The organism is Roseococcus sp. SDR (assembly GCF_019083995.1).
GTDB lineage: Bacteria > Pseudomonadota > Alphaproteobacteria > Acetobacterales > Acetobacteraceae > Roseococcus.
In genome coordinates this window covers 185904-206107 of the sequence record NZ_JAHRCU010000005.1, presented here as the reverse complement: position 1 = coordinate 206107, position 20204 = coordinate 185904, and the positions used below count along the sequence as shown (strand labels likewise).

Below are 20204 nucleotides of genomic sequence, written 5' to 3'. Positions count from 1 at the left end.
CCCGGGAACATGCAGCCCTCCGACGACGCCGCCTCCATGGAGGTGATTCCGGCGAAGAAGGAGACGCAGATCATCGCGATCTACGGCAAGGGGGGCATCGGCAAGTCCTTCACGCTGGCCAATCTCAGCTACATGATGGCGGCCCAGGGCAAGCGCGTCCTGCTGATCGGCTGCGATCCGAAGAGCGACACCACCTCGCTCCTCTTCGGCGGCCGTTCCTGCCCCACCATCATCGAGACCTCCTCCCGCAAGAAGGCGGCGGGCGAGCAGGTGACGATCGGCGATGTCTGCTTCAAGCGCGATGGCGTCTTCGCCATGGAGCTGGGCGGCCCCGAGGTCGGCCGCGGTTGCGGCGGGCGCGGCATCATCCACGGCTTCGAGCTGCTGGAGAAGCTGGGCTTCCATCAGTGGGATTTCGACTACGTCCTGCTCGACTTCCTGGGCGACGTGGTCTGCGGCGGCTTCGGCCTGCCGATCGCGCGCGACATGTGCCAGAAGGTCATCGTCGTCGGCTCGAACGACCTGCAGTCGCTCTATGTGGCGAACAATGTCTGCTCGGCGGTGGATTACTTCCGCAAGCTCGGCGGCAATGTCGGCGTCGCGGGCCTGGTCATCAACAAGGATGACGGCACGGGCGAGGCGCAGGCCTTCGCCCAGGCCGTGGGGATCCCCGTGCTGGCCGCCATCCCGGCCGATGAGGATATCCGCCGCAAGAGCGCCAATTACGAGATCGTGGGCATGCCGGGCGGCCAATGGGCGCCGCTCTTCGAGGCGCTGGGCATCCAGGTGGCCGAGGCGCCGCCGTTGCGCCCCACGCCGCTCAGCCACGAGAACCTGCTGAACCTCTTCAAGGGCGATGCGGTGGGCCGCGGCGTCACGCTGCAGCCGGCGACGATGGAGGACATGTGCGGCACCAACGTGCTGAACAAGCCTTCCCTCGAAGTGGTCTACGAGGGCGTCTGAGGCATGGACTCCCTCCCCCCGGCCAGCCCTCCGGAGCCCGGCGCCTCGCCCTGCCATGCGGGGCGCGAGACGTTTGACGCGGCCGCGCGCGCCGCGGGCAAGACGGCCGTCATGGACCAGCTCATGCAGGATTATCCGCGTGGGCCGCATGACCAGCCGCAGAGCATGTGCCCGGCCTTCGGCTCCTTGCGCGTCGGCCTGCGCATGCGGCGCGTGGCGACCATCCTCTCGGGCAGCGCCTGCTGCGTCTATGGCCTGACCTTCACCTCGCATTTCTACGGCGCGAAGCGGACCGTGGGCTATGTGCCCTTCAACTCGGAGACGCTCGTCACCGGCAAGCTCTTCGAGGACATCCGCGACGCAGTGAACGAGACGGCGAAGCCCGAGGATTACGACGCCGTCGTCATCACCAATCTCTGCGTCCCCACCGCCTCCGGCGTGCCGCTCGAGCTGCTGCCGAAGGAGATCAACGGGGTCCGCATCATCGGCATCGATGTGCCCGGCTTCGGCGTGCCGACCCACGCCGAAGCGAAGGACGTGCTGACCGGCGCGATGCTGCGCTATGCCCGGCAGGAGGCCGAGCAGGGCCCGGTCGCCCGGCCGCGCAACCACACCGAGGCGCGCAATGTCTGCCTGGTGGGTGAGCTCTTCCCGGCCGATCCGGTCGGCATCGGCCAGATCCTGGCGCCGATGGGCTTGGCCGCCGGCGCGCAGGCGCCCTGCCGCGAATGGCGCGATCTCTACTCCGCGCTGGACAGCGTGGCCGTCGCGGCCCTGCATCCCTTCTACACGGCGAGCGTGCGCGAATTCCGCGCGGCCGGCCGCAACGTCGTGGGCTCCGGCCCCGTCGGTGCCGAGGGCACCGCGGCCTGGATCGAGGCCATCGGCCGCGCCGCGGGCGTGCCGGAGAGCCAGCGCGAGGCCGCGCGCCAGGCCGTGCTGCCCGCCATCCGCGCCGTGCTCGCCGCGAACCCGATCCAGGCCCGCATCACCGTCTCGGGCTATGAAGGCTCCGAGCTGCTGGTGGCGCGCCTGCTGATCGAGGCCGGCGCCGAGGTCCCCTATGTCGGCACCGCCGCGCCGCGGACCGAATGGAGCGCGCCCGATGCGGAATGGCTCAAGGCCCAGGGCTGCCATGTGCAGTACCGGGCCTCGCTCGAGCAGGACCTGGCCGCAATGAAGGAGGTCCAGCCCGATCTGGCGCTCGGCACCACGCCACTGGTGCAGAAGGCGAAGGAGATGGGCATCCCTGCCCTCTACTTCACCAACATGGTCAGCGCGCGGCCGCTGTTTTCCATCGCGGGTGCGGGCTCCATGGCCGGCATCGTCGCCGCCCAGACCAAGGGCCGCGAGCGCTTCAGCCGCATGGTGAGCTTCTTCGAAGGCGTCGGCACGCCGGACGGCGCTGGCTACGGCTTCCGCGAGAAGCCGGTGGACCCGCCGGGCTTCCGCGAGCGGCAGCGCAAGCAGCGCGCGGCCCGGGCCAAGGCCGAAGAAGCGGTGGGGACGTGATGATGCGCCCCAACCTGAGCCCTCTCCCGACACCTGCGCCGCGCATCACCACCAGCATGGCTGGTGGGCCGATTCACGCGGCTGCTGCGCAGCCACGATCGGACCACTGACATGCTCGTCCTCGATCATGATCGTGCCGGCGGCTACTGGGGCGCCATCTATGCCTTCTCGGCGGTGCGCGGCATGCGCGTCGTCATCGATGGCCCGGTGGGCTGCGAGAACCTGCCCGTCACCGCCGTGCTGCACTACACGGACGGGCTGCCCCCGCATGAGCTGCCCATCGTCGTCACCGGGCTCGATGAGGAAAGCCTCAGCCAGAACGGCACGGAGCCGAACATGCGCCGCGCGGCCGCGACGCAGGACCCCGATCTCCCGGCCGTCGTCGTCACCGGCTCCATCGCCGAGATGATCGGTGGCGGGGTGACGCCGCAGGGCAGCAACCTGCAGCGCTTCATCTGTCGTACCATCGACGAGGACCAGTGGCAGGCGGCGGACCGCGCCATCAACTGGCTCTGGACCGAATTCGGCGCCAAGGGCCGCAAGATGAAGCCGCGTGTCCGCAAGGAGGGCGAGGCGCCGCGCGTCAACATCATCGGCCCCATCTACGGCACCTTCAACATGCCCTCCGACCTCGCCGAGATCCGCCGCCTGGTCGAGGGCATCGGCTGCGAGATCAACCTGGTCTTCCCGCTGGGCAGCCACGTCGAGGACATCGCGAAGCTGCCCAATGCGGATGTGAACATCTGCCTCTACCGCGAATTCGGCCGCAAGCTCTGCGAGGAGCTGGAGCGCCCCTACCTCCAGGCGCCGATCGGCATGTTCGCCACCACCAACTTCCTCCGGAAGCTGGGTGAGCTCACGGGCCTCGACCCCGAGCCTTTCATCGAGCGCGAGAAGCACACGACGCTGAAGCCCATGTGGGATCTCTGGCGTTCGGTGACGCAGGATTTCTTCGCCTCCGCCCCCTACTCCGTCGTCGCCACGCACACCTACACGCACGGCCTGCAGCAATTCCTGACGGAGGAGATGGGCATCCCGTGTGCGTATGCCGCTGAGCGCCGCGCCGGCCAGAAGCCCGACAATGCGAAGACGCGCGAGGCGATGAAGAAGCCCGGCCTCGTCGTCTTCGGCAGCTTCAACGAGCGCATGTACATGGCGGAAGCCGGCACGCGCGCCGCCTATATCCCGGCGAGCTTCCCGGGGGCGATCATCCGCCGCGCCACCGGCACGCCCTACATGGGCTACGCGGGTGCGACCTACATCATCCAGGAATACTGCAACGCGCTGTTCGACGCTCTGTTCCACATCCTCCCGCTCGGCACCGAGATGGACAAGATTCCGGCGACGCCGGCGCGTCCCTCCGACGTCTGGGAGGAGGACGCCCAGGCGCTGCTGGATGCGCTGGTGGAGCGTGAGCCCTTCCTGATCCGTATCTCGGCGGCGAAGCGCATGCGCGAGGAAGTGGAGCAGGCCGCGCGCGATGCCGGCGAGGCGCGCATCACGCGCGCACGCGTGGCTGAGACGCTGCGCGTTGCCGAAACAAGATCGGTGGAGGCGGTGCCCGCATGAGCGCGCCCCTCCCCCTCACCCTCTGTCTGCCTGGCAACACCGGGCCGTCAGCCGTGCGTGGCGTTTTCGCCACGTACATCCTTGCCGCGCGGGACTTGCACGGTAATGGCCGCAAGGCCGGTTGGAGGTCAAATTCATGGCCGATGTGACTACGAGGTCCGGTGTGACGGAAGCCGAGGCGCGTGAAATTCACCGCCTGGTGATGCAAGGCTGGATCTTCTCCGTGTTCGCCTCGATGGGCGCGCACATCCTCGTCTGGCTCTGGCGTCCGCTCGTCTACGGGACCCAGGTGGTTCCGCCCGATTGGCGGATGTTCCTGTGATCAGCCGCCGGGCCATCCGGTCCTGATCGGGTGCCCGGCATTCTCAATCGTGAGGAGAATTCGCAATGCATAAGATTTGGATGGTGGTGAATCCCCTCCGCGTCGGCGTCCTGGGCATGCTCGGGGTGGTCGGCGTGGCGGCGGTGATTCACTTCGCCGTGCTCAGCTCGCCGCGTTACTGCGACCACCTGGGCTGGTGCGCGACCACGCCGACCTTCACCCCCGGGCAGCCGGTCGGCCGCTGATCCACGGGCGCTTCTTCGGAAGCGCGCATGGGTTTCGCAGCTCGAACTGACGAGGGCATGCGGATCACGTCCTTCGGGGCGTGATCCGATCCCCTCTCAGCCCGGGCGAAGAGTGTCGCTCCACGGCAGTGGGCGAGGCAAGCGCAGCGGGCGTCGCCCGCTGCCGAGGATGACGACACACCCGGGCGGGCTTCGGCGCTGCCCTGACAGGAGCATCAATCCATGGCGATGCTGAGTTTCGAACAAAAATATCGCGTCCGCGGCGGTACGCTGGTGGGAGGGGACCTCTTCGACTTCTGGGTCGGGCCCTTCTATGTCGGCTTCTTCGGCGTCACGACGATCTTTTTCACCCTGGTCGGTGTCGGCCTGATTCTGGTGGGCGCCGCGCATGGCGGCACCTGGAATCCCTGGCTGATCAACATCGCCCCGCCTGACCTGAAATACGGTCTCGGCCTTGCGCCGATGTACGAGGGCGGGCTTTGGCAGGCCATCACCATCTGCGCTCTCGGCGCCTTCGTCTCCTGGGCACTTCGCCAGGCCGAAATCGCCCGCAAGCTCGGCATGGGGATGCACATCCCCTGGGCCTACGGCATGGCGGTCTTCGCCTATTTCACGCTGGTCGTGATCCGGCCCGTGCTGATGGGCGCCTGGGGGCATGGCTTCCCCTACGGCATCTTCAGCCACCTCGATTGGGTGTCGAACGTCGGGTACCAGTACCTGCACTTCCACTACAATCCGGCGCACATGATCGCGGTGACCTTCTTCTTCACCACGACGCTGGCGCTCTCGCTCCATGCCTCGCTCGTGCTCGCCGCCATCAACCCTGCCAAGGGTGAGCCGGTGAAGACGCCGGAGCATGAGAACACCTTCTACCGCGACTTCATCGGCTACTCGATCGGCACGCTGGGCATCCACCGCCTCGGCCTGTTCGTGGCGCTTTCGGCCGGCTTCTGGAGCGCGGTCTGCATCGTCATCAGCGGTCCGTTCTGGACCCGCGGCTGGCCGGAGTGGTGGAACTGGTGGCTTCAGCTGCCGATCTGGAATTGAGAGGAAGGGACGCCACAATGGAATACCAATACCTCTTCACGCGGCTGCAGCCATCCGGGCCGCACTACCCCGGCGTGAAGCTCCCTCCGGGCAACGACGCCCGGATCGGACACCCGATGACGGCCCGCATCCTCGGCTACTTCGCCGATGCGCAGATCGGGCCCTTCTACCTCGGCACGCTTGGTGTGCTCTCGATCCTCTGCGGCTTCATCGCCTTTGAGATCATCGGGCTCAACATGCTGGCCTCGGTGAACTGGAACGTCGTCCAGTTCGTCAAGCTGCTGCCCTGGCTCGCGCTCGAAGCGCCGCTGCCCAAGCACGGGCTGCGCATCCCGCCACTCGCCGAGGGTGGCTGGTGGTTGGCCGCCGGCTTCTTCCTCACCGCCTCCATGTTCCTCTGGGCGGCGCGGATCTGGCGCCGGGCCGCGGCTCTCGGCCTTGGCCAGCACACCTTCTGGGCCTTCATGGGCGCGGTCTGGCTCTACCTGGTGCTGGGCTTCATCCGCCCGATCCTGATGGGCTCCTGGAGCGAGGCGGTGCCCTTCGGCATCTTCCCGCACCTGGATTGGACGGCGGCCTTCTCGATCCGCTACGGGAACCTGTTTTACAACCCGTTCCACGCGCTCTCGATCGTCTTCCTCTACGGCTCCACGCTGCTCTTCGCGATGCATGGCGCCACCATCCTCGCGGTCGGCCGCTTCGGCGGCGAGCGTGAGGTGGAGCAGGCGGTGGATCGCGGCACGGCCGCCGAACGCGCCGGCATCTTCTGGCGCTGGACCATGGGCTTCAACGCCACCTACGAGAGCATCCACCGCTGGGCTTGGTGGTTCGCCATCCTGACGCCCATCACCGGCGGCATCGGCATCCTGCTGACGGGCACCGTGGTGGACAACTGGTACCTGTGGGCGGTCGAGAAGCGCTTCGCGCCCGCCTATCCGGCGGTATGGGGTGTCATCCCCGTGCCCGGCCGCTGAGAGGAGATCGAGACATGAAATTCAATCTCATCTTCGGCGGGGTGGTCGCGGCGGTGGCGGCGCTCGCCTTCTTCGTCGTCACCTTCGAGCGCCCGCCGGTCGCAACCGAGCAGGGTGGCTTCCGCGGCACCTCCATGGGGCGGGTGGAAAACCCCCGCACCGTGGCGGTGGTGAACGCCCGCAACGTGGCGCCCCCGGCCCTCGAGCCGGCGGAGGATGATCCGACCAGCCCGCGCGCCTCCGAGATCTACGAGAACGTCCGCGTCCTCGGCCATCTCAGCGTCGAGCAGTTCGGCCGCATCATGCAGGCGATGACCGAATGGGTGTACCCCGGCGAGGGCGAAAACCAGGGCTGCAACGGCTGCCACGTCGAGGGCAACTTCGCGGCCGAGGGCAAGTACCAGAAGACTGTGGCGCGGCGCATGCTGCAGATGGTGCAGACCATCAACACCACCTACAACAGCCACGTCCAGCAGGTCGGCGTCACCTGCTACACCTGCCACCGTGGCCAGGCCGTGCCGGCCGCCGTCTGGGCCACTTCGCCCCCGAATGCGCGCCTGCATCGCCTGCTCTCGACGGCGCCGGAGCAGAACCGCCCGGTGGCGGCGAATGCGCTCAGCAGCCTGCCGACCGATCCCTTCACGCCCTATCTGCTGCGTGACAACCCGATCGGCGTGCAGTCCTCCGCCTCGCGCCAGGCGGACAACAACTCGAGCATCCTCGGCACCGAATGGACCTACTCGCTGATGATGCACATGTCCTCCTCGCTCGGCGTGAACTGCACCTTCTGCCACAACAGCCGCAACTTCTCCGGCTGGCAGGACAGCACGCCACAACGTGTGACGGCCTGGCACGGCATCCGCATGGTGCGTGCCATCAACAATGACTACATCGAGCCGCTGCGGCCTGAGTTCCCGCCGCATCGCCTTGGCCCGCTGGGTGACACGCTGAAGGTGAACTGCACCACCTGCCACCAGGGCGTGAACGAGCCCCTGCGCGGTGCGCGGATGCTGCAGGACTACCCCGAGCTGAACCCGCCGCCGCGGCGGGCCGGCCTGGAGCAGCCCGCGCGCAACTGACGCGGGTCACCTTCTCCCAACGGCGCGGGCGGCGAGAGCTTCCCGCGCTTTTTCATGCCCGGCGCCAGTCACTGGTTCGCCCTGCCCGCTGAGATCTTCGCCTGTGCTGCTGATGCCCGCCGCACCCAGGCCAGCCTCCCGATCGCCAGCGCCGTCAAGCCAAAGGGCCAGGGCGACTGCCCTGGCCCCCCTCCTGGATGAAGAAACTTGATGCCTACCAGGCCAGCTCGAACCGGCAGGCCGAGGCGCCAGCGGCCGCACAGCTCGTCTGCAGGGCGGTGCAATCGCGCGTGACGAGCACGCGGAACAGCCCGGCCAGGGTCTCGCCGTAATAGTCGCAGAGCGGCCCCGGCTCATGCGCGCCACGGCATATGGCACAGCCGGCCAGCCCCACCTCCACTGGCCGGCCCGCCCGGGCCAGGAAGGCGGCGCTGCCCGCGAAGGTCCAGGAGTGCTTCGAGATCGCGCTCAATAGTACGCGGGCCGAGAGCCACGCCGGCAGGCGCGGCAGCAGCAGCACGAGCGGCCGCGGGACTCGATGGCCCAGCAGGTAATGGGCGGTCCGCCGCCCCGCCTCGGCGCCGATCGCGCGCGCGGTGGGCACGCCCAACAGGGCGCGCAACGCCGTGTGCAGGCGGACCACCTGCGCCTCCGGCACCATGCCCTGCGGCGGAGAACGCAAGGCATCCGAGAGATCGGCCGCGGCGAAGACATCCGCCGTGACGCCCCTGCCCTGCGCTTCGATCAGCGCCTCCGCCACCCGGATGATGGCGTTGGGGCCGATGCGCGCTTCAGCCACGCGGCGCCGGCTTTTCCGCCCCCCCTTGGGCCTCCATCTCGGCTTCGGTCATCTGCTGGTCGCCGCCGCCACAGGCCTTCACCACCTCGCGCTTGCGCGGCGGCGCGTTTTTCCAGTCGCGCGCCTCGGCATCCAGCTTGCGGGTGTTGTCGAAGTGGAAGTCCACCTTCTTCTTCGATTGCGGCCCCCAATAGCCGACCTTGCCGAGGTCGTAGAAGGTCCGCTGGAAGCCCGATTTCAGGAAGGCCTTGAGGCAGCCCAGCAGGTAGCTGCGGCGCCGCTTGTCCCGCGTCCAGGGATACTGGAAGAAGGCCTTGTTCATGTAGAAGCGGCGGTAATTGTGCATCACGCGATCGAGCAGCGTGGCGCGGTCCATCGCGTCCGGCTTCATGATGGGTGTGACGAAATTGTACTTGTCAAAGTCGAAGACCTCGACCTTGTCGCCCAGTTCGCGGAACAGGTCGCTGAAGGGCCAGGGCGTGTACATGGCCCAGTTCGCCATGTCGGGATTCCAGTCCCGCGCCATCTGGTAGGTCTCTTCCAGCGTCTCGACCGTCTCGTTCTCCAGGCCCACGATGAACTGCGCCTCGGAGACGATGCCGTTCTTGCGCAGCAGGTCGATCGCCTTCTTGTTCTGCGCGACCGTCGTCTCCTTGTTGAAGCGGTCGAGCTTGAGCTGCGCCGCCGCCTCGGTGCCGAGCGAGATGTGGACGAGGCCTGCCTTCCGGTACATCGGCAGCAGCTCCTCGTCGCGCAGGATGTCGGTGACGCGGGTGTTGATGCCCCACTCCACTGGCAGGTTGCGCTCGATCATCAGTTCGCAGAACTGGATGAACTTCTTGCGGTGGATGGTGGGTTCCTCATCCGCCAGGATGAAGAAGCCGACATCGTGCTCGCGCACCAGCGTCTCGATCTCGTCCACCACCTTCTTCGGGTCGCGCACGCGATAGTCGCGCCAGAACTTCCACTGGCTGCAGAAGGAGCAGGTGAAGGGGCAGCCGCGCGCCAGGTTCGGAATCGCGACGCGCCGCCCTTTCGGGATGTAGATGTACTTGCTCCATTCCAGCACGCCCCAATCGGGCGTGATGCGGTCCAGATCCTTGATGGTGGGTGCCGCCGGCGTGGCCTTGACCACCTGGCCATCGAGGAAGGCAAGGCCCTTCACCTGGTGTCGCTCCTCCATCCAATTGCCGCGATCCACGGCGCTGACGAGGTCGAGGAAGACCTGCTCGCCCTCGCCGCGCACGATGGCGTCGATCCAGGGCGCTTCGGCCAGCACCTGCTGATACATGAAGGTGCCGTGGATGCCGCCCAGCACCGTGACGGCATCGGGGCAGACCTCCTTCGCGATCTTCAGCAGCTCCTCCGCCTTGTAGATCGCGGGCGTGATGGCGGTGGCGCCGATCACATCGGGCTGGGCCTGCGCCAACATGTCGCGCACCTGATCATCGGTCAGGTTGTTCGTCATCGCGTCGATGAAGGTGATGTCGGTGTAGCCGCCCGCCTTCAGATAGCCGGCGAGATAGGCGACCCAGGCGGGTGGCCAGTTGCCGGCGATTTCCGCACCGCCCGAATGGTAGTTCGGATGAACGAGGACGATCCGCATGTGGCACCTTTCGTGGCTTCCATTGGAAAGCCTAAGTGCGGCTGCGACACGCCTCCTTGATGTGGCGCAAGATGATCACGGTTGCGCCGTGCGCTGCGCGATTTTCTGCCGCTCCTCGAGCTGCGCGAACAGCTCGATCGCCCAGCCGATGCGCTCGCCGAGGCTGCCTTCGGAAATCGCGAGTTCCGTCGCCGGCACCGCCTGCACGAGATAGGCATTCGCTTCCAGCGGCGGCTCCGGCGCCACCGCGCGGCGCGGCATGGTCGGCAGCCAGGCGCGCGCCAGCAGCGCCATCTTGCGCTTGGAGGAGACGACGGCGCGGCGCGAGACGCTGTCATGCCCGGCCCGCACCACCTCGGCGCCGATCTCGGCATAGATGCGATGCGCGGCGCGGATCGCCGGGCGGCAATCGCGCGGCAGCATGGCGATGCCCGCCTCGGCGCGCGTGTAGAGGCGCCCGGCCTCGGCCAGAAGCCGCGCGGTGACGCTGGCGACGCCCGCCGAAAACACGGGATTCGCGAGGAAGGCGTCCGGATCCACATCCGCCTCGCGCAGCCATTGGCGCGGAAGGTAGAGGCGGCCGTTGCGCGCATCCTCGCCCACATCGCGCGCGATGTTGGTGAGCTGCATGGCGGTGCCGAGATCCGTGGCACGCGCAAGGGCCGCGTGGCGCCGTACGCCCATCAGCAGCGTCATCATCGCACCCACCGTGCCGGCGACGCGCGCGGCATAGGCGTGCACATCATCCAGCGTCTCGTAGCGCCGGCCGGCCGCATCCCAGGCGAAGCCATCCAGCAGCGCCTCGGGCAATTCGCGCGGCATGTCATGCGCTTCCACCACATGGGCGAAGGCGCGGTCGGCCGGGTGGTCCTGCGGCGTGCCGCGATAGGCGGCGTCCAGCCGCGCGCGCATGATGGCGAGGCCCTCGCTCGGATCGGCCGCGTCATCCACCGCGTCATCGCCCAGGCGGCAAAAGGCATAGAGCGCCGTCGCGGGGTCGCGCACGCGGCGCGGCAGCAGCAGCGAGGCGGCGTGGAAGCTCTTGGAGCCCACGCGCAGCAACTCACGACAGGCCGACAGGTCCTGCTGGAATGTGTCGCTCATGGGTGATCCTCCAGGATGGCGTGCAGGACGCTTTCGGGCGCCTCTTCATGGGCGAGATGGCCAAGGCCCGGCAGCGCGTGGATGCGCGCCTGCGGCAGGATGCGGGCCAGGCGCCGCGCCTCGGTCGGCCGGATCGTCTGGTCCTGCTGGCCGATGACGAGCAGCAGCGGCGTCTTCAGTTTCGGCAGGTCACGCCGCAGCGCGTGCAGATCCCATGCGGCCATCATGCCGAGCGTGCCGGCCACATGCTCCGGCCGGCGGAAGAGGCGGGCGTAGAGCTCGATCCCCTCCTCATCCAGCTTGGAGCCGGTGGCGTCCAAGAGGCGGCGCACCACGACCGGATCGGCCGCGCGCCAGGCAAAGAGGCGCGGCATGCCGGGCAGCTTCACCATGAGGCGCGCCAGCGGCGAGAAGACCTGCCCCGCCCAGCCGCCCAGCGGCAGCAGTGCGCCGTTGATCGAGACGAGCAGGTCGGGCGCCACGAGCCCATCCAGGCACATGCGCGCGCCGATCGCGGCACCTGCTGAATGGCCTATGAGCAGGCGTGGTTCGGCGTGCAAGGCCTGAAGCAGGTGGCCCACCGCACGCGCCATGCCCTCCATGGAGAGCGCCTCCGCCGCCGCCTCGCCGGAGAAGCCCTGGCCGGGCAGGTCGGGCGCGATCACGGTGAAGCGCCGGGCCAACAGCGGCATCAAGGCGCGCCACGAATGGGTCGAGGCACCCGTGCCGTGCAGCAGCAGCACCACCGGACCCTCGCCCATGATCTGCACATGCCAGCGCAAGCCCCCCGCATGCAGGAAGCGGCTGGCGGCGCGGTGCGGCCAATCCTCGCGCAGCTCCGCGCTCGCGGCGTCGGGCGTGAGGGTGAGCGCCAGGCTCATGCCGCCATCCCGATCCGCACGGCGCCGGCCAGCGCATGGGCACCCGCCTGCGGCAGGGGCAGGCAGCGCCCGCCACAGGCCGCGGCCAGCGTGGCCGAGAAGGGCTGCGGCCGGGGCGCCGTGTCCACCACCAGGATGCTATGCGCCTCGGCCTGGAGCAGCTTGGCGACCGCCAGCGCATCTTCCTCCGCAACCGGGCGGCCGGTGCGGCCGTCTCGCGCCATGTTGGCGCGGCCATCGGTGAGGACGACGATGAGCGGCGTGCGGCCCGCGCGGCGCTCCAGGCGTGCCAGGGCGAGTGCTGCATCCATGCCCGAGGCGAGCGGGCTCGCCCCACCGCCCGGCAGGCCGGCCAGCGCGCGCTTCGCACGGACCAGCGATTGCGTGGGCGGCAGCAGAAGCTCAGCCGCCTTGCCGCGGAAGGCGATGACGGCCACGCGATCGCGTCGCGAATAGCATTCGGCCAGCAGCAGCTCGACCGCGCCCTTGGCCTCGGCCAGGCGGTGCAAGGCGGCGGAGCCCGAGGCATCCACCACGAAGATCGCCGTGCTTTCGCTGTGCTCGCGGAAGCGCTTGATGCGGAAATCCTCGCGCCGCACGGCGATGGCGGCGTGAGGGGGGCGCGGGCGCAGCTTCTGCCAGGGCACGGCGGCGCGCAGCGTCTCCAGCAGCGCGATGCGGGCGCCGTTGCGCGGCTCGCCCGGGCGGGTGCCGATGGGGCGGCCGCGCTTGAGCGAGATGCGCTCCGCCCCCTGCTTGCCCGCGGTCGGCGTGCGCGCGCGCAGCCCGGCGGCGGCCAGCGTCGCCAGCAATTGCGCGGGCAGCACGGCGTGCTTCGCGTCGAGGACCACATCCTCCATCGCGTCCGAATTGCGCGGCTCGGCCTTGGACTCGTTCTCCGGCGGCGGCTCGGGCGGCTGGTCGGGTGGTGGCGCCTCCTCGGGCGGCGCGGGCAGCATGGTGGCGCGGGGGCCCAGCACCAGGCGGACGGCGAGCTGCGCGTCGCTCGCATCCGGCGCAGCCCGGCCATGCAGCGCAGCCGAGGCACGGGCGGCGCGCAGGGCCAGCGCGGGCGCGCGCAGCGAGGTGATGCCGCAGGCCATGGCGGTGGCCAGGATGGCCTCGATCAGCGCATCATCGGCCGCCACGCGCGGCATCCGCTCCCGCGCGGCCGCGACCTGGCTGGGGCTGAAGGGGTTGGCGGCTGGTGCCTGGCTCAGATCGGGCAGGAAGGCCAGACGGTCGGTCAGGGCGGGCGGCGGGGCCTCGTCCTCAAGCCCCTCATCCAGCGCCACCATGGCGTAGCCATGCGCCTCCTGCCCCGCCGTCAGCCGCGCCGCGGTGGCGCGGGAGAGGCGTTCGGCCATGGGCATGATGAGGACACCAGCGCGCGTCGCCTCCAGCAGCCCCAGGGACTGCACCGGCCGGCCGCGCGCCAGCGTCGCGGTGAGGTCCAGCCCGCCCAACAGCGCGTCATCGCCAATGCCAGGCGGCAGGCGGCGCTGCGGCATGTCGCCTGGCAGCAGCGCGCGCAGATTGGCCAGCCAGCGGTCGCGCTCCAGCCCTGGGCGGCAGCGCAGCACGGCGCCGCCCAACCCCGCGGGGTCCACCGCCAGGAGGCAGGCCGCCATGGCCGCATCCTCGCCCGGAGACGGCGCCCGGGCGGCCTCGGTCACGGCCCGAAGACCTCCTGCACCGCGCGGGCCACGCGGGTGGTCGCCACCGCGTCATCCAGCGGACTGCGGCGCAGGCGATGGCGCAGCGCCATGGGCGCGAGGCGCCGCAGATGATCGAGGCTCACCTCCGTGGCACCCTCGAAGGCGGCGAGCCCGCGGGCGGTGCGCATCAGCGTGAGCTCGCCGCGCAAGCCATCCGTACCGGCGGTCATGCAGAGCTTCGCCGCCATCTCCAGCACGTCATCGGGCAGGACCACGCGCGGCAGCAGGTCCCGGGCGGCGAGGATTCGGGCGCGCAGCGCCTCCTCCTCCGGCTGCCACAGGGCGCAGAAGCCCGCGGGGTCGCGCTCGAAGGCGTCGCGCCGCTTGATCACCTCGATGCGCGTCGGCAGATCGCTGGGCGTCGTCACCTCGATGGAGAGGCCGAAGCGGTCCAGCAGCTGCGGCCGCAGCTCGCCCTCCTCCGGATTGCCGCTGCCCACCAGCACGAAGCGCGCGGGGTGGCGGATGGAGAGGCCGTCGCGCTCCACCACATTCTCACCGGAGGCCGCGACGTCGAGCAGGAGGTCCACCAGGTGGTCCTCCAGCAGGTTCACCTCGTCGATGTAGAGGAAGCCGCGATGGGCGCGGGCCAGCAGCCCCGGCTCGAAGGCCTTCTGGCCCTGGGCCAGCGCCTTCTCGAGATCCAGCGCGCCGACGACGCGATCTTCCGATGCACCCAGCGGCAGGTCCACCACGGGAACCGGGACGCTGACGGCCTTGGGCGCGCGCCGCGCGCAGGCCTCGCAGCCCGGCGTCGGCTTGCCCGGTTCGCAGTTATAGGCGCAGCCCTGGATCGCCCGCATGGGCGGCAGCAGCGCCGCCAGCGCGCGGATGGCGGTGGACTTGCCCGTGCCACGATCGCCCAGCGCCAGGACGCCGCCGATGCTGGGATCCACCGCGCAGAGGCTCAGCGAGAGGCGCAGCTCCTCCTGGCCGACAATGGCCGTGAAGGGAAACACCAGGCGCTGCCGCACGGGCTCGGCCGCCTTCCGGCGGGCCTTCCCTGCGCGCGGCCGCGTCCCGGCGATCGAGCCATCCATGCTCAGGTCATCCGCCTCGGCTGGAAGCGCGCCCAGACCTGCTGCAGCGCGGACATCAGGTGGTCGATATCGGCATCGGTATGCGCCGGCGAGGGCGTGAAGCGCAGCCGCTCCGTGCCGCGAGGCACCGTCGGGAAGTTGATGGGCTGCACGTAGATGCCGTGCTCTTCCAGCAGCGTGTCGCTGATCTGCTTGCAGAGCTTGGCGTCGTAGACCATCACCGGGACGATGTGGCTCGGGTTGTCGAGATGCGGAATCTGCAGCTCATCCAGGCGGTTGCGCACCTGCGCAACCCGTTCATGCATGCGCTCGCGCTCGACGGCGCTTTCCTTCAGGTGGCGGATGCTGGCCGCCGCACCGGCCGCGACCGCCGGCGGCAGCGAGGTCGAGAAGATGAAGCCCGAGGCGAAGCTGCGGACGAAATCCACCATGTCGGCCGAGCCCGCGATATAGCCGCCGATCACGCCGAAGGCCTTGGCCAGCGTGCCCTCGATCACGGTCAGGCGATGCTGCGCGCCATCGCGCTCGGAGATGCCGCCGCCGCGCGCGCCATAGAGTCCCACCGCATGCACCTCATCGAGGTAGGTCATGGCGCCGAACTCATCGGCCAGATCGCAGATGGCGTGGATGGGCGCGACGTCGCCATCCATCGAATAGACGCTTTCGAAGGCGATGAGCTTGGGCGTCTCGGCCGGAATGGCGGCGAGCTTCTCGCGCAGGTCGTCCAGGTCATTGTGCTTCCAGACGATGCATTGGGCTCGGCTGTGGCGGATGCCTTCGATCATCGAGGCATGGTTCAGCTCATCCGAGAGCACGATGCAGCCCGGCAGGCGCGAAGCCAGCGTGGAGAGCGTGGCCCAGTTGGACATGTAGCCGGAGTTGAAGAGCAGCGCCGCATCCTTGCCGTGCAGGTCGGCCAGCTCGCGCTCCAGCAGGATATGCTCGTGGTTGGTGCCGCCGATGTTGCGCGTGCCGCCCGCACCCGCGCCGCTGCGGTCCAGCGCCTCATGCATCGCAGCCAGCACCTTCGGGTTCTGCCCCATGCAGAGATAGTCGTTGGAGCACCAGACGGTGACCTCGCCCACGCCGCTCGAGCCGTGGAATTTCGCCTTGGGGAAGGCGCCGGCCTGGCGCTCGAGATCGGCGAAGACGCGGTAACGCCCCTCCTTGCGGAGACCGTCGAGCTGGGTGCGGAAGAGGGTATCGTAGTTCATCGTCTGGCCTTTCTTGTTTCAGGGCCGCAACGGCAGCCGGGCCGTGTCCCCATGCTGCGGGCATGGGACCGTATGCTTAGGAACATGCCCCGGCCGGCTCCAGGTCCAGAGACCATCGAGCGGAAGGGGGAGCATGAGGAACCAGTGCTCGATCACGGCCAATGCCATCAAGGCCGCGAGCAGAGTATAGGCCGTGGCTTCATAGGCCCCCGCGCCCAGCCCATTCTGGACCAGGACGACGACCGCGATGGTCCCGCCCGTGACGGAGACCGGGAAGAGCGCATTCATCGTCCCGCGGCGAAAATAACTCGCCAAATGAAGGAGATGCGGCGGGAGCATGCTCTCGCCCAGGTTGCGCGCGCCCAGATAGATATTCACTTTCGCACTCTGACGCATGATCCAGAGTACCAGATAGGTGTGCAGCGCCATCTGGTTAGGGGCATCCCAAAGCAGAGCCAACAGCACCAGCGCCAGGGCCAGGATCGCCAGCTCATGGTAAAGAATGGTCCTCAACGCCGCCAGAAAGCGCCCCCAGCCCTCGGCCCCCGGCGGGCAGGGCTGGCGGCTCGGCCCCGTGATCAGCCCCGTCAGGAAGCCGATCTCGCTCCAGGCCCAGATGACCACGCCACAGGCGAAGCCGAGATAGGCCGCCGGGACGCTGACATCCTCCGCCAACGCCACGGCGCCATAGAGCGCGCCCACGAGTGCCGCACTCGCCCCCGCCATCGTCCAGTGGAAACTCCGCCGGGGAAGCTGGTCCAGCACGAAAACCAGCGCCGTGCCGAACCACCAGACGAAGACCGCGAAGACGACGGGGAGGATGTGCAGCAGCACGCGGGGCTCCCTCTACCAGGCCGGGCTCAGGCGCACCTGCGCCGGCAGCTCCGCCTTGCGGCCGCGGATGAAGTAGAGCCGCGCGAAGACCGCCGCGGCCCCGATGCTCAGACCGAAGCGCTTCACGCTCGACAGGAAGCCGGGCTTGCGCCGCGTCTCGCCCATGGCCTCCGCGATCGCCAGCATGCGGTCCATATTGCGCAGAAAGGCGGGCGCCTCGATGTCCAGCGTCACCGGGAAGCACTGCTTGCAGATCTCCGCCGTGATGCGGAACACCTCCATGTCGTACTCCGTCGGCGTCATGCCGAGCGCCTTGTGGAACTCCGGCCGCGCATGGTCGCGCACATACATGGTCGCGAAGACCGCGAGTTGGAAGAACTTGCACCAGAGCACGTTGATGCCGCTGGTGAGCTGCGGGTTGGCGCGCATCAGCAGCGCGAAGGCCTCGCCATGGCGGAACTCGTCGTTGCACCACTCCTTGAACCAATTGAAGATCGGGTGGAAGCGCAGCTCCGGGTGCCGCTCGAACTGGCGGTAGATGGTGATGTAGCGGGCATAGCCGATCTTCTCGCTGAGATAGGTCGCGTAGAAGATGAACTTCGGCTGGAAGTAGTGGTATTTCTTGGCCTTCGTCAGGAAGCCCAGATCCACGCCGACGCCCAGATCCTTCAGGCTGTCGTTGATGAAGCCCGCATGGCGCGCCTCGTCGCGGCTCATCACCGCGAAGAGCTCCTTGATGTCCGGGTTCTTGATGCGCTTCTTGATCTCGGCATAGAGCACGCAGCCCGAAAATTCCGCGGTGACGGAACTGACGAGGAACTCCAGCAGCTCCTTCTGCAGGGGCTCCGGCAGATCATCCATGCGGAATTCGTCGAAGACGGCGGTGCGGACGAAATGGCCCTTGTTCGGGTCACGCCGGAACTCGGCCATCAGCTCGTCCCAGTCCTCGCGGATGGAGCTGACGTCGAGCGCATCCATCGCCGCAAAGTCGGTCGTGTAGAAGCGGGGCGAGAGCACCGTCTCGGTGGTCGCCATCCGCGTCGTCTCGTTGAGCTGGCGCGGTGGGTTGGGGTTGATGTGGTTCATGCCGCGTATTCCTTCGGCTCAAAGCCACAGTGATACAGTTCGGTGATCTCGATGATGGCCGAGATCTCCGTCCAAAGCCGGGTGATCGGCCCGGCGCGATAGACGGTCGCCGTCGTCTCGTAGCTGGTGCATTCGCCATAGGCGACGTGGTCGGGTGCGCCGTTCACCACCACGCGGTCACCCGGGCGCAGCATGATGCCCTCGGGCACCGCATGGGCGTGGAAACTGTCGAAGCTCTGCTCGATCTCCACGGTGCAGGGAACCGTGATGGTGCGTGGGCCGGTGATGTCCTCCCACAAACCAACCAGCGCCTTCCTCATCAGTCTTCTCCTTGCGCGGTCAGCAACCGCGAAAAGACCCCGGCATTTGTCGCGCCGAAGGCCGTCAGGTCGATCCGGCGTCCGGTCGCCGCATCGTCGAGCGTGAGTTGGCCATCCGACCAACGGGCGAGACGAAACGGCGCCTCACGACCCTGGCCTTCCTGCCGGCGCTCACGCGCCAACGCACGGATGCTACCACGCACGAAGCCGCCTTCGGCTACCGGAAACCGCGCCAAAACCGCCGAATTCTGCGCATCGCGGATGACAATGGAGCCATCCGCGCCATCCTCGAAACGAACCAGGCGTTCGACGGCCGGCTGCTCCAGCCCACGCACCTCCACCGAGCGCGGCTGGCGGCCTCCGACCAGGAAGAGCACGCCGCAGATCACGGCGAGCATGGTGGCCAGGGGCAGAAAGTTGCCGCGGTCCGTGAGCGTGAACATCAGGCCACCACCGCGCCGGGCAGCGCGCCATCACGCACCCCGCGTCCCTCTTCCAGCACCGGCGTCACCGGGACGGAAGCGCTGGCCGCCAGCGCACGCGCCAGCACCTGTGCCGCACCGGAAGTGACGGGTACAGCGCGCAGCATCGGCTCCGCCCGCGCCACGCGCCAGGGCCGCGCATGCGGCCAGAGCGCCAGCCAGGCGATCTTGTGCTTGGGCGAGAGCGTCAGGACGATATCCTCCGTCCCGTCCGCATGGCGCTTCACCGCGGCGGTCTCGACCGCGGTGAAGGGGATGTTGATCGTCATCGGCAGGGCCACGCCCACCCGCAGCACCACCCGCTTGTTCGTGATGGTGTAGAGCGAGGCCTGACCCAGCGCGCGGCCGATCACGACCAGCACGGCCAGGCAGAGCAGCGCCAGGCCGAGGGAGGTCGCCGCGGCGAAGGCCGCCTCGCCGAAGGTTTCGGCCGTGGTGGCGGCATTCCAGATGCTCCAGCCCACCATGAGCGCAAAATAGAGGGCAAGACCGCGCAGATGCAGCGCGCGGCTGGCGAGCGACCACCAGCGCGGTGCCCCTTGCCAGAGGATGCCCTCCCCCTCCGGCAGCTTCTCGGGCAGGCCCGGGACCGGCTCGATCTCGTGCTCTGCGATCACAGGCAGGGCTCCGAGCGCTCCGGCTTCGCGTAGAGCTGGCCGCCGGCGCAATAGGCCGAGACCATGTCCTCCTCACGCAGCGTGATGCTGTCGCGGTAGCTGAGGCGCGGCGCATTGGCGAAATGCTTGGCCAGCAGCGTGCGCACCGTCACCACCCGGCGCTCGCCATCCACCTTGATGAGCGGCACGGGATACATCATCGTCCGCTCGCCCATGTCGGTCTGCACCGCGACCTCGATGTAGCGGAAGATCATCTCCGACTTGTCGAGCCAGACATCCACGCATTTGCCGGCAACGACGCCATCGGCATCCAGCACGTCAAAGCCGCGCGGGTCCGGATCGCCATTGTCCACGCTGAACTCGGGCGCGATGCGCAGCGGAACGATGGAGGGCGTGCCGTCATCATGCAGCACGGCCGGATGCTGGCCCCGCATCACATAGGCGGCGGGGCCCACGCCATCCACCAGGGGATCGCCCGTCGGGATCAGCGGCGAGCCGGGCGAGGGATCCATCGGCACCATGGCGATCTCGCGCTCGCTCTCGGGCTTCGGCGCCTGCACCGTGGTGCCGTTGGCCAGCAGGAAGGTCTTCGGGTCCGGCATGCCCGGGAAGCCGCCGACATTGTTCTGCTTCGGCCGGCCGGGGGTGACCAGCGGGTAGCCCTCGCGCTTGCTCTCCCGATTCAGGTAGAGCACCAGCGCGGCGAAGAAGAGCCAGAACGCGTAGATCGAGACCGTGGCGTAATCGATACTGGTCAGATAGGTGCCTGCCTGCATGGCGGACCTCCTCTTG

Annotated in this window: 21 protein-coding genes; 8 read left to right on the top strand and 13 right to left on the bottom strand. The window is 68.5% G+C overall.

Features of this window, described 5'->3' with window-relative positions:
• The first annotated feature begins 9 nt into the window (after positions 1-9).
• From KTR66_RS07985 to pufC, 8 genes are all read left to right on the top strand, one after another.
• A complete protein-coding gene (locus tag KTR66_RS07985) occupies positions 10-963 on the top strand; it encodes a chlorophyllide a reductase iron protein subunit X (RefSeq protein ID WP_213612097.1) in 954 nt (317 codons plus the stop codon).
• A gap of 3 nt (positions 964-966) precedes the next feature.
• Positions 967-2475: a chlorophyllide a reductase subunit Y gene (gene bchY / locus KTR66_RS07980; protein ID WP_213612041.1), complete on the top strand. Its 1509-nt coding sequence runs from the start codon at positions 967-969 to the stop codon at positions 2473-2475.
• 111 nt (positions 2476-2586) lie between these two features.
• Complete coding sequence (bchZ, locus tag KTR66_RS07975; protein WP_213612040.1) at positions 2587-4044, top strand: chlorophyllide a reductase subunit Z; 1458 nt, start codon at positions 2587-2589, stop codon at positions 4042-4044.
• Between the two features lie 136 nt (positions 4045-4180).
• Positions 4181-4366, top strand: a complete 186-nt coding sequence (locus KTR66_RS07970; protein WP_213612039.1) for a light-harvesting protein — start codon at positions 4181-4183, stop codon at positions 4364-4366.
• A 65-nt stretch (positions 4367-4431) separates the two neighbouring features.
• Complete coding sequence (pufA, locus tag KTR66_RS07965) at positions 4432-4611, top strand: light-harvesting protein (RefSeq protein WP_213612038.1); 180 nt, start codon at positions 4432-4434, stop codon at positions 4609-4611.
• 222 nt (positions 4612-4833) lie between these two features.
• Positions 4834-5658 (top strand): photosynthetic reaction center subunit L, encoded by an 825-nt coding sequence (gene pufL, locus KTR66_RS07960; protein ID WP_213612037.1) that lies wholly within the window; start codon positions 4834-4836, stop codon positions 5656-5658.
• A 17-nt stretch (positions 5659-5675) separates the two neighbouring features.
• Positions 5676-6632 carry a photosynthetic reaction center subunit M gene (gene pufM, locus KTR66_RS07955; RefSeq protein WP_213612036.1) on the top strand — a complete coding sequence of 319 codons (957 nt, stop codon included), beginning with the start codon at positions 5676-5678 and terminating at the stop codon, positions 6630-6632.
• 14 nt (positions 6633-6646) lie between these two features.
• Positions 6647-7711, top strand: a complete 1065-nt coding sequence (gene pufC, locus KTR66_RS07950; protein ID WP_213612035.1) for a photosynthetic reaction center cytochrome PufC — start codon at positions 6647-6649, stop codon at positions 7709-7711.
• A 214-nt stretch (positions 7712-7925) separates the two neighbouring features.
• Here pufC and bchJ read toward each other — a convergent pair whose 3' ends face one another.
• From bchJ to puhA, 13 genes are all read right to left on the bottom strand, one after another.
• Positions 7926-8510, bottom strand: a complete 585-nt coding sequence (bchJ, locus tag KTR66_RS07945) for a bacteriochlorophyll 4-vinyl reductase (protein WP_213612034.1) — start codon at positions 8508-8510, stop codon at positions 7926-7928.
• Positions 8503-10116, bottom strand: coding sequence for a magnesium-protoporphyrin IX monomethyl ester anaerobic oxidative cyclase (bchE, locus tag KTR66_RS07940; RefSeq protein ID WP_213612033.1), 1614 nt, complete (start codon positions 10114-10116; stop codon positions 8503-8505). Before bchE ends, bchJ begins: the two co-directional genes overlap by 8 nt.
• A 75-nt stretch (positions 10117-10191) precedes the next feature.
• On the bottom strand, positions 10192-11220 hold the full coding sequence (locus KTR66_RS07935; RefSeq protein WP_213612032.1) for a phytoene/squalene synthase family protein: 1029 nt from the start codon (positions 11218-11220) through the stop codon (positions 10192-10194).
• On the bottom strand, positions 11217-12101 hold the full coding sequence (gene bchO, locus KTR66_RS07930) for an alpha/beta fold hydrolase BchO (RefSeq protein WP_213612031.1): 885 nt from the start codon (positions 12099-12101) through the stop codon (positions 11217-11219). The genes KTR66_RS07935 and bchO overlap by 4 nt, the downstream gene beginning before the upstream one ends.
• Positions 12098-13777: a magnesium chelatase subunit D gene (locus tag KTR66_RS07925; protein WP_371819051.1), complete on the bottom strand. Its 1680-nt coding sequence runs from the start codon at positions 13775-13777 to the stop codon at positions 12098-12100. Before KTR66_RS07925 ends, bchO begins: the two co-directional genes overlap by 4 nt.
• Positions 13774-14859 (bottom strand): magnesium chelatase ATPase subunit I, encoded by a 1086-nt coding sequence (bchI, locus tag KTR66_RS07920; RefSeq protein ID WP_213612030.1) that lies wholly within the window; start codon positions 14857-14859, stop codon positions 13774-13776. The genes KTR66_RS07925 and bchI overlap by 4 nt, the downstream gene beginning before the upstream one ends.
• Positions 14860-14861: 2 nt before the next feature.
• On the bottom strand, positions 14862-16073 hold the full coding sequence (gene hemA, locus KTR66_RS07915) for a 5-aminolevulinate synthase (protein ID WP_213612029.1): 1212 nt from the start codon (positions 16071-16073) through the stop codon (positions 14862-14864).
• Between the two features lie 18 nt (positions 16074-16091).
• The gene (puhE, locus tag KTR66_RS07910) at positions 16092-16907 is read right to left on the bottom strand and encodes a putative photosynthetic complex assembly protein PuhE (RefSeq protein ID WP_213612028.1); all 816 of its coding nucleotides are present in this window, start codon (positions 16905-16907) and stop codon (positions 16092-16094) included.
• Between the two features lie 12 nt (positions 16908-16919).
• Positions 16920-17993, bottom strand: a complete 1074-nt coding sequence (gene acsF, locus KTR66_RS07905; protein WP_213612027.1) for a magnesium-protoporphyrin IX monomethyl ester (oxidative) cyclase — start codon at positions 17991-17993, stop codon at positions 16920-16922.
• Positions 17990-18313, bottom strand: a complete 324-nt coding sequence (locus KTR66_RS07900; RefSeq protein ID WP_213612026.1) for a hypothetical protein — start codon at positions 18311-18313, stop codon at positions 17990-17992. Before KTR66_RS07900 ends, acsF begins: the two co-directional genes overlap by 4 nt.
• Positions 18313-18756, bottom strand: coding sequence for a photosynthetic complex assembly protein PuhC (puhC, locus tag KTR66_RS07895; RefSeq protein ID WP_213612025.1), 444 nt, complete (start codon positions 18754-18756; stop codon positions 18313-18315). Before puhC ends, KTR66_RS07900 begins: the two co-directional genes overlap by 1 nt.
• Complete coding sequence (gene puhB, locus KTR66_RS07890; RefSeq protein WP_213612024.1) at positions 18756-19412, bottom strand: photosynthetic complex putative assembly protein PuhB; 657 nt, start codon at positions 19410-19412, stop codon at positions 18756-18758. The genes puhC and puhB overlap by 1 nt, the downstream gene beginning before the upstream one ends.
• Positions 19409-20188 carry a photosynthetic reaction center subunit H gene (gene puhA, locus KTR66_RS07885; RefSeq protein ID WP_213612023.1) on the bottom strand — a complete coding sequence of 260 codons (780 nt, stop codon included), beginning with the start codon at positions 20186-20188 and terminating at the stop codon, positions 19409-19411. The genes puhB and puhA overlap by 4 nt, the downstream gene beginning before the upstream one ends.
• Between the last annotated feature and the right edge of the window lie 16 nt (positions 20189-20204).

Coding starts and splice junctions, on each gene's coding strand:
- KTR66_RS07935 (WP_213612032.1), bottom strand. CDS start 11,220: ATGAGCGACACATTCCAGCAGGACCTGTCGGCCTGTCGTGAGTTGCTG.
- KTR66_RS07970 (WP_213612039.1), top strand. CDS start 4,181: ATGGCCGATGTGACTACGAGGTCCGGTGTGACGGAAGCCGAGGCGCGT.
- bchI (WP_213612030.1), bottom strand. CDS start 14,859: ATGGATGGCTCGATCGCCGGGACGCGGCCGCGCGCAGGGAAGGCCCGC.
- pufA (WP_213612038.1), top strand. CDS start 4,432: ATGCATAAGATTTGGATGGTGGTGAATCCCCTCCGCGTCGGCGTCCTG.
- KTR66_RS07985 (WP_213612097.1), top strand. CDS start 10: ATGCAGCCCTCCGACGACGCCGCCTCCATGGAGGTGATTCCGGCGAAG.
- KTR66_RS07900 (WP_213612026.1), bottom strand. CDS start 18,313: ATGAGGAAGGCGCTGGTTGGTTTGTGGGAGGACATCACCGGCCCACGC.
- bchO (WP_213612031.1), bottom strand. CDS start 12,101: ATGAGCCTGGCGCTCACCCTCACGCCCGACGCCGCGAGCGCGGAGCTG.
- acsF (WP_213612027.1), bottom strand. CDS start 17,993: ATGAACCACATCAACCCCAACCCACCGCGCCAGCTCAACGAGACGACG.
- bchY (WP_213612041.1), top strand. CDS start 967: ATGGACTCCCTCCCCCCGGCCAGCCCTCCGGAGCCCGGCGCCTCGCCC.
- pufC (WP_213612035.1), top strand. CDS start 6,647: ATGAAATTCAATCTCATCTTCGGCGGGGTGGTCGCGGCGGTGGCGGCG.
- pufL (WP_213612037.1), top strand. CDS start 4,834: ATGGCGATGCTGAGTTTCGAACAAAAATATCGCGTCCGCGGCGGTACG.
- puhC (WP_213612025.1), bottom strand. CDS start 18,756: ATGTTCACGCTCACGGACCGCGGCAACTTTCTGCCCCTGGCCACCATG.
- pufM (WP_213612036.1), top strand. CDS start 5,676: ATGGAATACCAATACCTCTTCACGCGGCTGCAGCCATCCGGGCCGCAC.
- bchZ (WP_213612040.1), top strand. CDS start 2,587: ATGCTCGTCCTCGATCATGATCGTGCCGGCGGCTACTGGGGCGCCATC.
- hemA (WP_213612029.1), bottom strand. CDS start 16,073: ATGAACTACGATACCCTCTTCCGCACCCAGCTCGACGGTCTCCGCAAG.
- bchE (WP_213612033.1), bottom strand. CDS start 10,116: ATGCGGATCGTCCTCGTTCATCCGAACTACCATTCGGGCGGTGCGGAA.
- puhA (WP_213612023.1), bottom strand. CDS start 20,188: ATGCAGGCAGGCACCTATCTGACCAGTATCGATTACGCCACGGTCTCG.